The organism is Streptomyces sp. SM11 (assembly GCF_002910905.1).
GTDB lineage: Bacteria > Actinomycetota > Actinomycetes > Streptomycetales > Streptomycetaceae > Streptomyces.
In genome coordinates, this window is sequence record NZ_NEUE01000146.1 from 1 (window position 1) to 13,527 (window position 13,527).

General features: G+C 69.4%; 11 protein-coding genes and 1 tRNA gene. 8 read left to right on the forward strand and 4 right to left on the reverse strand.

The annotated features are described in order from the left end of the window. From B9S58_RS12505 to B9S58_RS12520, 4 genes are all read left to right on the forward strand, one after another. Nucleotides 1-793 (forward strand): 2-aminoethylphosphonate ABC transporter permease subunit (locus tag B9S58_RS12505; protein ID WP_103532196.1); only part of this gene is annotated, 793 nt, incomplete at its 5' end. Further along, complete coding sequence (locus B9S58_RS12510) at nt 780-1,577, forward strand: ABC transporter permease (protein WP_103532197.1); 798 nt, start codon at nt 780-782, stop codon at nt 1,575-1,577. The genes B9S58_RS12505 and B9S58_RS12510, both read left to right, overlap by 14 nt. A gap of 32 nt (nt 1,578-1,609) precedes the next feature. Beyond that, nucleotides 1,610-2,665 carry a 2-aminoethylphosphonate ABC transporter substrate-binding protein gene (locus B9S58_RS12515; RefSeq protein ID WP_103532198.1) on the forward strand — a complete coding sequence of 352 codons (1,056 nt, stop codon included), beginning with the start codon at nt 1,610-1,612 and terminating at the stop codon, nt 2,663-2,665. A gap of 134 nt (nt 2,666-2,799) precedes the next feature. Beyond that, nucleotides 2,800-4,338: an alkaline phosphatase family protein gene (locus B9S58_RS12520; protein WP_103532199.1), complete on the forward strand. Its 1,539-nt coding sequence runs from the start codon at nt 2,800-2,802 to the stop codon at nt 4,336-4,338. A gap of 101 nt (nt 4,339-4,439) precedes the next feature. Here B9S58_RS12520 and B9S58_RS12525 read toward each other — a convergent pair whose 3' ends face one another. Further along, nucleotides 4,440-5,219, reverse strand: coding sequence for an HAD-IIA family hydrolase (locus B9S58_RS12525; protein WP_103532200.1), 780 nt, complete (start codon nt 5,217-5,219; stop codon nt 4,440-4,442). A gap of 199 nt (nt 5,220-5,418) precedes the next feature. Between B9S58_RS12525 and B9S58_RS39960 the strand changes: the two genes are divergently transcribed. The 4 genes from B9S58_RS39960 (at nt 5,419) to B9S58_RS12545 (ending at nt 8,770) form a co-directional block, all read left to right on the forward strand. After that, nucleotides 5,419-5,766, forward strand: coding sequence for a hypothetical protein (locus tag B9S58_RS39960; RefSeq protein ID WP_219818882.1), 348 nt, complete (start codon nt 5,419-5,421; stop codon nt 5,764-5,766). Between the two features lie 289 nt (nt 5,767-6,055). Next, a complete protein-coding gene (locus B9S58_RS12535) occupies nt 6,056-6,622 on the forward strand; it encodes a hypothetical protein (RefSeq protein WP_103532201.1) in 567 nt (188 codons plus the stop codon). Nucleotide 6,623: 1 nt separating this feature from the next. After that, complete coding sequence (locus B9S58_RS12540; protein ID WP_103532202.1) at nt 6,624-7,349, forward strand: class F sortase; 726 nt, start codon at nt 6,624-6,626, stop codon at nt 7,347-7,349. Between the two features lie 374 nt (nt 7,350-7,723). Beyond that, on the forward strand, nt 7,724-8,770 hold the full coding sequence (locus B9S58_RS12545; RefSeq protein WP_103532203.1) for a glycoside hydrolase family 6 protein: 1,047 nt from the start codon (nt 7,724-7,726) through the stop codon (nt 8,768-8,770). A gap of 88 nt (nt 8,771-8,858) precedes the next feature. Here B9S58_RS12545 and B9S58_RS12550 read toward each other — a convergent pair whose 3' ends face one another. From B9S58_RS12550 to B9S58_RS12560, 3 genes are all read right to left on the reverse strand, one after another. Beyond that, on the reverse strand, nt 8,859-10,796 hold the full coding sequence (locus B9S58_RS12550) for a kelch motif-containing protein (protein ID WP_103532204.1): 1,938 nt from the start codon (nt 10,794-10,796) through the stop codon (nt 8,859-8,861). Then, nucleotides 10,793-12,712, reverse strand: a complete 1,920-nt coding sequence (locus B9S58_RS12555; protein ID WP_103532205.1) for a glycosyltransferase — start codon at nt 12,710-12,712, stop codon at nt 10,793-10,795. Before B9S58_RS12555 ends, B9S58_RS12550 begins: the two co-directional genes overlap by 4 nt. Before the next feature lie 524 nt (nt 12,713-13,236). Then, a tRNA-Lys gene (locus B9S58_RS12560) sits at nt 13,237-13,310 on the reverse strand. Nucleotides 13,311-13,527: the final 217 nt, after the last annotated feature.

The following is a 13,527-nucleotide window of genomic DNA, read 5'->3' on the forward strand; positions in this document are numbered from 1 at the left end:
GCCGCCCGTCGCCGTCCTCGCGCTCGCGTTCCTCTACCCGCTGGCCCTCGTCGTCCAGCAGTCCTTCACCCCCGACGAGGGCGGCGTCTCGCTCGACCCGTACGCCGACGTCTTCGCCTCCGCCGTCTTCCGCGACGCGCTCACCACCACCGTGTGGCTCGCCGTCGGCTCGACCGTGGGCTGCCTCGTCCTGGGCTTCGTCCTCGCGCTGGTCATCGCGTTCGTCCCGTTCCCCGGCGGGAAGGCGGTCGCCCGGTTCGTCGACGTCTTCCTCTCCTTCCCGTCCTTCCTCATCACCCTGGCCCTGCTGTTCATCTACGGCTCGGTCGGGATGGCCAACGGGCTCTGGACCGACGCCACCGGAGCGGCCGACGGGCCCTTCCGCTTCCTGGCGACCCCCTGGGGCGTCCTGCTCGCCGAGATCACCTACTTCACGCCGTTCGTGATGCGCCCGCTGCTCGCCGCCTTCTCCCAACTCGACACCGGGCAGCTGGAGGTCGCCTCCTCGCTCGGCGCCGGACCTGTCCGGATCATCCGGCAGGTGATCCTGCGCGAGGCGCTCCCGGCGCTCGCGGCGGGCGGCAGCCTCGTGCTGGTGATGTGCCTCAACGAGTTCGGGATCGTCCTGTTCACCGGGGCGAAGGGCGTCACGACGCTGCCGATGCTCGTCTACAGCAAGGCGATCCTGGAGTCGGACTACCCGGCCGCCTGCGTCGTCGCCGTCGTCAACATCGCGATCTCCGTGGGCCTCTACAGCCTCTACCGGGTGGTGAGCCGTCGTGCTGGTGCATAGCCGGGCCGGGAAGTGGGCCACCTGGGCCGTCTTCCTCCTCCTCTTCGTCCCGTTGTTCGCGGTGCCCCTGCTCGTCATCCTCGCCGCGTCCCTCGCCACGAACTGGTCCGGGGCCTTCCCCTCCGGGCCCACCGCCGAGCGCTACGCCGCCGCGACGAGCGGCGACTCCCTCCAGGCGCTGACCACCAGCCTGGTCACGGCCGTGGCCGCGAGCGTGCTGGCCCTCGTTCTCGGCGGCTGGGCGGCCCTCGCCGCCGCTTCTCTCCGCAAGCGCGGAAAGCGGCTCCTGGACGCCCTGTTCATCCTGCCCGTCGCCGTGCCCTCGGTGGTCGTCGGCCTCGCGGTGCTGGTGGCCTACAGCCAGCCGCCCGTCCTGCTCAACGGGACGCGGTGGATCGTGATCCTCGCCCACACCGTCCTCGTCACCGCGTTCGCCCACCAGTCGGTCGCCGCCGCCGTGCGCCGCCTGGACCCGATGTACGAACAGGCCGCCGCCGGCCTCGGGGCGAGCCCCGCCCGGGTCCTGTGGCGGATCCGGCTGCCCCTCCTGCTGCCCTCGCTCACCTCGGCCGCCGGGCTCTGCTTCGCCCTGTCCATGGGGGAGCTGAGCGCCACGATGATGCTCTACCCGCCGGACTGGACCCCGCTGCCGGTGCAGATCTTCGCCGCCACCGACCGGGGCTCGCTCTTCACCGGCGCCGCCCTCGCCGTGGTCCTGATGACGACGACGCTCCTCGTCCTGGCCGCCGTCTCCCGCATCCGGACCCGCGCCTCCTACCGCTGATCCCCACCCCCGTACTCCCTCTGGAGAAACCCATGCGCAACCCCGCCCGTACCCTCGCCCTTCCCCTGGCCGTCCTCACCGCCGTCACCCTCACCGCCTGCGGCGGCTCCTCCGCCGCGTCCGACGAGAAGTCCGTCACCGTCTACAGCGCCGACGGCCTCAAGGGCGAGAACGGCGACGGCTGGTACGACAAGATCTTCAAGGACTTCGAGAAGAAGACCGGCATCGAGGTGAAGTACGTCGAGGGCGGCTCCGGCGAGATGGTGCAGCGCGCCGCCCGCGAGAAGTCCAACACCCAGGCAGACGTCCTCGTCACCCTGCCGCCCTTCATCCAGCAGGCCGACTCCAAGGGCCTCCTCGCGGCGTACGAGCCGAAGGGCGCGGACCAGGTCGACGGCGCGGACCGGGCCGCCGACGGGAAGTGGACCTCCGTCGTCAACAACTACTTCGGCTTCATCCACAACACGAAGGAGCTGAAGAACCCGCCGCGCACCTGGGAGGACCTGCTCGACCCCTCCTACAAGGAGAAGGTCCAGTACTCCACCCCCGGCGTAGCGGGAGACGGCACCGCCGTCCTCATCAAGGCGATGCACGACTTCGGCGGGCAGGAGCCGGCCATGGCGTACCTGAAGAAGCTCCAGACCAACAACGTCGGCCCGTCCGCCTCCACCGGCAAGCTCGCCCCCAAGGTCGACAAGGGGGAACTCCTCGCCGCCAACGGGGACGTCCAGATGAACTTCGCCCAGTCCAAGGACATGCCCAACCTCGGCATCTGGTTCCCCGCGAAGGGTGACGGGAAGCCCACCAGCTTCGCCCTGCCGTACGCGGCCGGGCTCGTCGCGAAGGCCCCGCACAGCGAGAACGGCAAGAAGCTGCTCGACTTCATGCTCTCCGAGCAGGCCCAGCGCGACGTCAGCGCGGTCGGCGGGGGATTCGCCGCCCGCAAGGACATCAAGGCCACCGACGCCAACGCCGTCGAACTGGCCGGGATGATGGACGGCGTGGAGATCTTCGAGCCCGACTGGGCGGACATCGGCGCCAACCTGGAGACGTACATCGACGCCTGGAAGTCGGCCACCGGAAGCTGACCGGCCATCTTTCGGCCACGGATTCCTGCGAAGGTCTGGACCCGACCCGATTGTCTCGCAAAGGTAACGGGTCTGGTCCATAGGTAGTTCACGTCCAGCTCCGCACGACCCGCCCCTTCACTCCGGAGGATCACGTGTCCCGGTCCCTGTCCCGCCGCTCCGTGCTCGCCACCACCGCCGCAGCGGCCACGGCCGCCGCCGTCGGCCCCTTCGCCACCACCGCCGCGTACGCCGCGCCCACCCTCCCCGACGGCACCAGCAAGGACAAGGTGCTCGTCGTCGGCATGGACGGGCTGCGCCACGACGTCATCGCCGCCGCCGAGGCCCCGCACCTCAAGTCGATGATGGCCAACGGCACGTACGGCACCTCGCTGCTGTACGCCAGCCCGATGGCCGCCACCTCCTCGGGCCCCGGCTGGTCGACGATCTCCACCGGCGTCTGGCCCGACAAGCACGGCGTCAGGGACAACTCCTTCGCCGGGAAGAACTACGCGAAGTACCCCGGATTCCTCGCCCGCCTCGCCCAGGTCCGCCCCCAGCTCTCCACCTACGCCGCCCTCGACTGGAAGCCCCTGGACACTCAGGGAACGGTCACCCCGGGCGCCGACGCCAAGCTCGTCCTCGACGGCGACGCCGACGGCTACACCGGCCACGACGCCACCATCGCCGCCCAGACCGAGTCGATCCTCCGGAACCAGAACCCGGACGTCCTGTTCGTCTACTTCGGCCAGACCGACATCGTCGGCCACAACTCCGGGGCCGCCAGCCACAAGTACCGCGCGGCGATCGACGTCCAGGACGGCTACCTCGGCCGCCTCCTCGCAGCGATCGGGGCCCGCCCCTCGTACGCCACCGAGCGGTGGACCGTCATCGTCACCACCGACCACGGCCACACCGACTCCGGCGGTCACGGCGGCAGCGCGATCGAGGAACGGCGCACCTTCGTCCTCGCCCAGGGCCCCGGCATCGCCGCCGGTGCCACGCCCGGCGACACCCGCCTGGTCGATGTCGCCGCCACCGTCTTCCACCAGCTCGGCATCGCACCCGACCCCGCCTGGGGCCTGGACGGCAAGCCGATCCAGGAGCGTTCCACCGACCCCTTCGAGGCCCTGTACCCCTCCCTCTCCGCCCGCGCCGACGAGACCGGCATCCCGGCCGGAGTCCTCGGCTGGACCCACACCGCGCCCAGTGGCTGGTCCGTGGTCAACTCCGCGATGGGCACCGGCGGTGTGACCGAGTGGCGCGGCTGGTCCTTCGCCACCGACGAGTTCTGGAGCCGCACCCACCGCGACCAGTCCCGTGAGCTGAACGTCCGCTCGCGCGGGATCTTCGCCGTCGCCGACTCCGACGAGTGGGACGACAGGGCGTCCTCGGGCCCGTACGACTCCACGCTCGTCACCCCGGCGTACACGGTCGGCGGCAAGCCCACCGTGACACTCGGCTTCACCACCCTGTACCGGCAGGAAGGCAGCCAGAGCGCCCAGGTCCTCGCCTCCTGGAACGGCGGAACGCCCGTCGTCGTGAAGAGCTACACGTCCGACGTGATCTCGCGGCCCCAGTCACTCACCCTGGACGTCCCGTCCGGGGCCGCCAACGTGAGCTTCCGGTTCCGCTACACCGGCAGCAACAACTGGTACTGGGTGATCGACGGGGTCAAGGTCACCTCCGCCTGATCATGCTGGGGGTGCTGGGACGGCGTGGTCCGGGCACCCCCCAGTCGGTGGGGAGGGATCCGTACGGTTCGCTTCGGCGGCCCGGCGCCGTCCCGCCAGCCTCAGATCAGGTCGACGAGGTCCGCGATCGAGTCCACGACCTCGGTCGGACGGTACGGATACCGCTCGATGTCGCCCGCTGCCGTCAGGCCGGTGAGTACGAGGAACGTCTGCATCCCCGCCTCCAGACCCGCGAGCACGTCCGTGTCCATGCGGTCGCCGATCATGGCGGACCCTTCGGAATGCGCCCCGATGACATTCAGCCCGGTACGCATCATCAGCGGGTTGGGCTTGCCGACGAAGTACGGCTCCTTGCCCGTCGCCTTCGTGATCAGGGCCGCGACGGAGCCGGTCGCGGGCAGAGCACCCTGGGGCGAGGGTCCGGTGTTGTCGGGATTGGTGGCGATGAACCGGGCGCCGTTGTCGATCAGTCGGATCGCCTTGGTCAGAGCCTCGAACGAGTAGGTCCGTGTCTCGCCCAAGATCACGAACTCGGGCTCGTGATCCGTCATGACATAGCCGACATCGTGGAGCGCCGTGGTCAGACCGGCCTCGCCGATGACGTAGGCCGTTCCCCCAGGGTGCTGGCTGTCCAGAAACCTGGCCGTCGCCAGGGCCGAGGTCCAGATGTTCTCCACCGGAACTTCGAGACCGATCCGGTTCAGCCGGGCGTGGAGATCGCGTGCCGTGTAGATCGAGTTGTTCGTGAGGACGAGGAACGGCTTGCCCGAATCGCGGAGTTTCCTGATGAACGCGTCCGCACCGGGGATGGGCACGCCCTCGTGCATCAGCACGCCGTCCATGTCGGTGAGCCACGATTCGATGGGCTTGCGATCTGTCATGGGTGCGGGCTCCTGCCGTACGCGGGCTTTGGACGACCATGCTATTCAGTCGTCGCTGACGGGGCTCATGTGTCTCGGCCGCCGGACGCGGCCGAAGGGTTCCTTCGCGTGGCGCGTGGGTGGCGCAGAGGTGGGAAGACGACACCATCTGACCGGCTGCCGCCTTCCCGGCCGGGCGCCCGGCTGTGAGCATCATTGAATGTCCATCGTCATGGAGGCGCCGCGGCAGGCCGATGGCGCGGACGGGCACGTGGTGTCCGCGAGCACCGACGCGGTCCCGGCAGCCGAACGGTTCGACTGGTGGGTCGAGATGGTCGGCGACAAGGTCATGCCCGTGACGATCCACAGCCCGCACGACACCCTGCCGGTGGAGACCCGCAAGGCCGCGCTGCTCGCCCGGATCAAGGTCTTCATCGAGCACAACCTGGGCGATCCGGAGCTGCTCCCGGCGGCCATCGCCGCCCAAAGCACAGCAACTACACCGGGTACTTGGGAGCCGTCCCCGCCTGGTTCCAGGGCAACCTCGCGGGCGCGCACGAGGACGTGATGAGTTCCGTCTTCGCGGACTGCTGAGAGCTCGACACGCCGGTCCGCGCGAGAGGCGCGGGACATGAGCCCTGCCTCGCGCGGGCGACGAGGCAGGGGCGCTCCGGGCATGCGGCTTCGGGGCGGCGCTGTCCGGGGAGAAGCGTGTGGCGCCGGTGGGTCTTCCCGTCCCTGACCTGCGCGGATCACTTCCGTAGCCGTTCCCGTAGCCGCATCCGCAGTCGCCCGAATGGGGGACTGCGGATGCGGGCCGCCGTCGTAGGCGTGAACCTTCCCGTAGGAGGTTTACGATGCGTTCAATGCCCCTCACGTTCTGTGCCGCGGCGGCGGCAGCGCTCATAGCCGTGCCCGCACCCGCCGCTCTGGCATCCCCGGCCGCCCCGGCCGGCGACGACGACCGGCGCACCGGCACCGTCTCGGTCACCCCGTCCACGACCGCCCCGGGCGGGCAGGTGGAACTGTGGGTCGACGTCTGCGGCAAGGGCCGCGAGGCGACGGGCAACTCCGACGCCTTCGCCTCGGAGGCTCACTTCCGCCCCGCCGACAACAAGGGCCTCTTCGCCGAGGCCCGAATCCGGGACGATGCCGAACCCCGCTCCTACGACGTCTGGGTGACGTGCAAGGACGGCCGGTCCAAGGCGACCGGCACCCTCACCGTCGTCCACCACAGCCGTCCCTCGCCCGCCGCACCCGTCAAAGCGGGCGGCGGAGGCACCGCCACCCTCGCCGAACGGTCCACCGAGGCCGAGGGACCCGGCACCCGGCACGCGGTGATCGGCCTGGTGCTCGCCGCCGTCGCGGCCGTCGCCGTCGCCCTGCGCAGCTCGCGCAGGCGTAGCGGCCCGGCCGGCAGCTGACATGAGCGCCCCGGACAGCCCGGCAGGCAACGGGCGACTACTCGCCGGAGTGACCTGGGCCGTGCTGCTGCTCGGCCTGTGGCTCTGGGGCCGGGAGGCCGGCGGCGGGCTCGGCGGCCTGTCGGGGCCCACCACCGGTGACGTGGCCGCGGTCGGCCGCCCCTTCGGGGCCGAGCTGCCCCCGGCCCACGACCCGCTCGACGGAGCCGCCCCCGAACGCGTCGAGGTCCCCTCCGTGGGGATCACGGCCCCCGTCGTCGCACGCGGCCTCGACGACGACGGGGCCATCGACCCGCCCCCGTACGGCATGCCGAAGACGGCCGGCTGGTACGGCGACGGCACCCGGCCCGGCGCGAAGGGCGCGGCCCTGTTCGTCGGCCATGTCGACACCGACACCAGACCGGCGGTCTTCTACGGGCTCAGCGCGGTGGAGCCGGGCGCCCGGATCGAGGTCACCCGGGCCGACGGCAGCGTCGCGGAGTTCACCGTGGACGACGTCCAGCTCGTCACCCGCGAACGCTTCGACGCGCAGAAGGCGTACGGGCCCCGCGAGGACGGCCGGGCCGAGCTGAGGCTGATCACCTGCGGTGGGACGTACGACCGGAAGACCCGCTCCTACACGGCGAACGTGATCGTCTCCGCCTACCTCACCGGTGCGAAGGACGCGAAGGACGCCGGAGACGGCGGGGAGCGTGCGCCGGCGGTAGCTCATGGGAGCCGCGGCTGACCCGCCGCACCACGCACCACACGTCACGCACCACACGTCACCCATCACACGGTCAACCCCGGCCCGGCCGGCCGCCTCTCACGGGGCGTGCGGGCCGGGCCGGTCCTCGACCGCGTGCGCCCGGCCGCGGGAGTCGCCCGGCGCCGTACGGGAGGTCGGTGCGGTGGGGTGGGTCAGGTACCTCGCCACTGTAGGGGGACCCGCCGGACGGATGACCGGCTTTCGAACAGGATGTCCGGAACCGGTGCCCCTGTGTGACCGTTGTACGGGCGGGAGGGTGGGCGCCCGACCGCTGTGCCAGGATGGATCGGACCGGCAGCACATCGGTGCAACCAGTGAGAAACAGTGCAGGCAGTGCACCCAAGGGGGAGTGGATGTACGGCAGTTACACCGGCCGGTCCCGGACGCGCAAGCGCGTGGCGGGCCTGCGGACGACCGGTACGGCGGCGGCGGTCGGGGCGGCCCTGCTGCTGGCGGGCTGCTCCGGTGACGGGGACGGTGGTGACAAGGACGCCGCGCCGACCGTCTCCCAGCAGCCCAAGGCCAAGGACCCGTACTGGGTCAACCCCGAGGGGAACGCGGCCCGCCAGGTCGCCGCGTATACGAAGGACGGCGACGGCGAGAAGGCCGCGCTGATCCGGAAGATCGCCGAGCAGCCGGTTGGCGAGTGGATAAGCCCGGACAACGCGGAGAACCAGGTGAGGGGCGTCACCGAGGCGGCGGCCGCCGCCGACCGGGACGCCCTGCTGGTCCTCTACAACATCCCGCACCGCGACTGCGGCCAGTTCTCCAAGGGCGGCGCCGCCGACGGCAACGCCTACCGCTCCTGGCTGGACGGCGTCGCCAAGGGCATCGGGGACCGCAGCGCCACCGTGATCCTGGAGCCGGACGCCCTGCTCCACCTGGTCGACGGCTGCACCCCCCAGGAGTTCCACGAGGAGCGCTACGACCTCCTCAAGGGCGCGATCCAGCGGCTGAAGCAGCAGCCCGCCACCAAGGTCTACCTGGACGCGGGCAACGCCGGCTGGCAGTCGCCCGACGTGCTGTTCCAGCCGCTCCAGCGGGCCGGGATCGCCGATGCGGACGGCTTCTCGCTCAACGTCTCCAACTTCCAGACGACGGCCGTCTCCACGGAGTTCGGCAAGAAGCTGTCGGAGAAGATCGGCAACAAGCCCTTCGTCATCGACACCAGCCGCAACGGCAACGGCCCCTACGAGGGCGGTGACTCCGCCGAGAGCTGGTGCAACCCCCCGGGCCGCGCGCTGGGTGAGGCACCCACCACGCAGACCGGCGACGAGCGGGTCGACGCCTACCTGTGGATCAAGCGCCCCGGCGAGTCCGACGGCGACTGCAAGGGCGGCCCGAAGGCCGGCGCCTGGTGGCCGGAGTACGCGCTGGGCCTGGCCGGCGCCACGAAGTAGCCGCAGCACCGAGCAGCCGAAGGCCGCGTCCCGGAAGAGGTCTCTTCCGGAACGCGGCCTTCGCGGCCTGCGTACGCGGTGCGCGCCCCTACTCGGGCACCTCCACCCACATGCCCTCGGACGGGGTGCCCTGGTCGTCGGTGACGAAGAGCATGTACCAGCCGGCCGGCACCAGCGCCTGGTTCTCCGGCACGGTGACGGTGATCCCGTCCTTCGACTTCTTCATGTCCAGCGCGATGGTGCGCTGGTCGGTGTCGGTGACATGGGTGACCGCCGAGGGCCGCATCAGCTTCGCCGAGGTGATCGAGGAGGCGTGCTGCGTGGTGAACAGGCCCGTACCGCCGCGCTCGATCTTCTTGGGCCCGGCCGTCAGCTCCGGCCGGGAGTCCCGGTAGAGGTAGGGCGGGGTGTAGATCTCGATGCGCTGCTCGAAGACGCCGGGCCGGGTGTTGGCCTTGTCCGAGTAGAGCGAGTCCGACCCGAAGATCATGACCCGCCCGTCCGGCAGCAGCACCGACCCCGAGTGGTAGTTCCGGCCGACCGCCGGGTCCGCGACCTTCTTGTACGTGTCGCTCTTCGCGTCGTACAGCCGGGCCTGGAGCACGTTCGAGTCGCTGCGCCCCCGGTAGTCGCTGGAGCCGCCGGTGACCAGCAGGGAGTCGTCGGGCAGCAGCGAGGCGCTGGGGTAGCGGGTGCCCTCGGAGAGCGCGGCCCCGTCGGTGAACTCCGGGTTCTTCTCCTTCAGGTCGACCAGCCGGGACTTCTCGCTGGACTTCTCCGACTCGCCGACCCCGCCGCCGCCGATCACCATGAACTTCTCGTCCTGGGCCGGGGGCAGCCGCACGGTCGCCGAGGTCTCCATCTGGTCCGGGTCGCTGAGCCCGGGGATCTTCTTGAACTTGTTCGTCGACAGGTCCCAGACGCCCGGGTCGCGACCCACGTCCGCCGGACCGTATCCGGCGTTGGAGCCGGAGTAGAAGAGCTTGCCGTCGTTGAGCAGGAAGACCGCCGGGTAGGTGGGGAACCTCCGCTCGATGCCGGTGTACTCCCACTTCTTGGTCGCCGGGTCGTAGATCTCGTCCTTGCCGGGGACGATCTGCCCGATCTCGTCCAGACCCGACAGGGCGAGGACCTTGCCGTCCTCCAGCGTCGTCAGCGTCGGATACCAGCGGGCCTCGTTCATCGGGTCGACGGGTATGTACTTCTCCGCGACCGGATCGAACTCGAAGGCGTCCTTGATCCCCTGGAAGTCCTTCTTGTCCAGGGCCAGCTTCTGCGCGATGCCGTAGACGTTGCGGGTGTCCGAGCCGGACAGTCCCGCCACCCGGTAGTTGTCCTCGGTGCCGGTCTCGTACTTCTTGCCGGTCTTCTGCGCCTCGACGTAGATCCGGCCGAGGCCGGGGTCGTTGCGCAGGAACGCGCCGGTCTGTTCGTCGAAGACCTTCGTGGCCTTCTCCACCAGCACCGGGTCCTTGGAGACGAATGTCTTGCCGTTCTCCTTGCCGGTGAACCGGGTGCCCGCGGGCAGGGTGATCGGCTTGTCCGGGTTCTCGTTGTGGACGATCATCAGGCCGCCGGCCTTGGTGACATCGCCCTGGAGCTTCTCGTAGCGCTTGGTGCCGCCGGCTATGAGGAGCTTGCCGTCGGGCAGCTGGGTGTGCCCGGCGCAGAACATGTCCTTGGGGGTGGCGATGTCCTTGAAGACGTTGGTCTTCGGGTCCCACAGCACCGAGCGGAAGCTCTTCGCGTCGAAGTTCTTCTGGTTGTTCCCGGAGCCCGCGACGAGCAGCACCTTGCCGGTGTGCAGCAGCGCCGCGTGGATCGTGTTGATCCGGTGCTCGGAGGGGACGTCCAGGAAGTCCCAGTGGCCGTTGGCCGCCTTGTAATCCGGCTGGTTGATCTTGTACTCGTGATAGCGCTCGGTGCTGAAGCGGTACAGCCACGGCCCGTTCGCCCCCGCGAGCGCGAGAACCACCGCCGTACTGATCGCCAGGCGGCGGGTACGGCGGCTCGGACGGTACTTCATTTCTTACGTCCCCCAAGGGCGATCTGCATGGTCTGGTCGTTGCCGGGCGCCCCGGGCAGGGGCACGGGCCGGGGCTCCGGGGCCGGTCCGCCGCTGCGGTGGGAGCCGCCCGCCCGGCGCTTCTTCTTCTCGGCGCGGATCGTGTACCGCCAGCCGATGATCGGTGCGGCGGTGATCAGCAGTGCCAGCGTGGCCCAGGTGATCATCGCGGGGTGGCTGTGGCCCAGGAGGAACGAGGAGATCATCGACGCGCCGAAGACGACGATGAAGAACAGGTGGATGCGGAAGGTGCCGAACAGGGTGTCCGGGCTGGAGGAGTCGCCCTTGGGGGTCACCACGAACGAGCTCTTGCGGCGCAGCACCGCGTCCATCAGCGAGCGGGCGTAGATCGGCGCGGAGAGCGCGGACATCACCATGCCGGCCAGACCGCCGGAGCCCTCGGGCTCGTGCGGCGAGACGTTGTGGCGGCGGTTCCAGATGTACAGGCCGATCTGGAGCGCGGAGGCGTTGCCGTACAGCATCATCCAGATCGTCGGGTCGATCTGGACACCGGAGGCGCCCATGCCGAGGAACAGCGCGCAACTGAGAGCCGCGAGGATCCAGTTCAGCGCCGACATCGGGTAGAAGATGATCATCATCGTGTAGTTGAAGAGCTTGCCGGGCGGCATGGTCCCGAAGCCCTTCCAGAACTGTCCGATGATCGTCTCGTAGGTGCCCCGGGACCAGCGCAGCTGCTGGGTGAAGAAGTCCGTCCACGCGGTCGGGCCCTCACCGACGGCCAGCACGTCCGGGGTGTAGACCGAGCGCCACTTCCTGCCCGTGGCCGGGTTGCGGTGGCGGTGGATCTCGAAGCCGGTGGCCATGTCCTCGGTGATCGAGTCGTACAGACCGCCGATCTGCTTGAGCGCCGAGATACGGACCGCATTGCTGGTGCCGACGAACATCGGTGAGCCGTAGCGGTTGCCCGCGCGCTGGATCAGCGCGTGGAAGAGGAACTGCTGCGACTCGGCGGCCTTCGTGACGAAGGTGTCGTAGTTGCCGTAGACCTGCGGGCCGATGACGAACCCGACGTCCGGGTCACGGAAGTAGCCGAGCATCCGCTCCAGGTAGTTCGCCATCGGGATGTGGTCGGTGTCGACCGAGGCGAAGAAGTCGTAGTCGCCGCCGTGCGCGTCCAGCCAGGCGTTGTAGTTGCCGTGTTTGGTCTTGGCGCGGTGCGGGCCCTTGGCCTGGTTCCAGTGCGCCACGCCCTTGCGGGAGAAGTGGTGCACGCCGAGCCGGGCGCAGACCTCCTTGACCGCCGGGTCGTCGCCCTCGTCCAGCAGCCACACGTGCATCAGGCCGCGGTGGCGGATCTTCACGGCCGCTTCCAGGGTCTTCGTCACCATCTCCAGCGGTTCCTTGCCGGGAACGAAGGAGGTGAGGAAGGCGACCTTGGTGCCGGACTCGGGGACCACCGGGACCGGGTCGCGGGCGACCAGGGTGGCATGCGCGTTCGACAGGACGTTCATCGTGCGGAACAGCTCGATCAGACCGATCGAGACCAGCATGACGATGTCGAGGACCAGCAGGAGGTCGTTGTCCAGGTTCGGGTCGCGGTCCGTCCAGTGGCTGGGCTGCATCAGCCAGGCGAAGAGGCCGAGCGAGACCAGGGGAGCCGCGCCGAGCAGGAGCGCCGCGCGCACCCGGTGCGGCTCCTGCGATATGAGCGAGCGGTACTGGACCTTGTACGGCTTGCCCGCGGGGGGCTGCGTCAGCGGTCCGGCGAGCCGGCTGTAGTGCTCGTAGTCGTAGCGCGGCAGCTCTTTCCTGGCGCGCCGCCTCGACGCCCCGGCCCGCAGCTGCTGCGGTATCCGGAGCTGTGTCGTCCGGGAAGCGTCGTTCTCCTGCCGGTCGCCTGGCGGCGTCGACGTCATGGGTCATCCCCCCGCACGCATGCTGGTGCGTGACTGCTCGGTCTCTCTCTTCGTGCGCGGTGGGCCCCGTTCTTCACCGGGCACGCACACGGTGGCAAGCCACCGTCCCCACAGACATGGATCGGCGGCCTTCCGGTTGCATGATGCCCCCTCGGTGTCTGCCCCCGAGCGGGACCCCCACCCCGCGGCGCAGACAACCGGAACGTCACGCTCTGCTGTGCCAACTGTACGGATCAGTGGCTCCCTTGGCGCCCGTCCGGGCCCCCGGACAGATTGTCCGACACCGAACGGGATCGCAAGGGTGAAACGGGCTGTTTACTCGCCATACGCACGATTTATGCCCCACATGTGGAAGGGGTGTGATGAAGTGACGAACGGCGCTCACCAACCCCTCCGTCACTGCCTGGTGACGGTCCGGAGTTCCGGGGTGCGTATGTGCGTGGACGGTCGCGGGGTGTCGCCGGATGCCGAACGGGGAATGATCAAAGCCCCCTCACTGAACGTGAGGGGGCTTTGACTGTGCGTGCGCCGTCAGGGACTCGAACCCCGGACCCGCTGATTAAGAGTCAGCTGCTCTAACCAACTGAGCTAACGGCGCCTGCTGACCTGAAGAACTCTACCCGACTCGCAGGGGTGCTCCGAACCATTTCCCGGACGCCACACCCCGTCAGATAGTCGTTTTTTTCCTTTCTTCCGTCAAAATGCGACATGTCAGGAGAGTTAAGACACTGACATCCGTTGCGGCTGCGCCCAAAGATCTTGACGGAATGACGAGTGCGGAGGGGAATCGCATGACTGTGCCGGTCTTCGAGGAG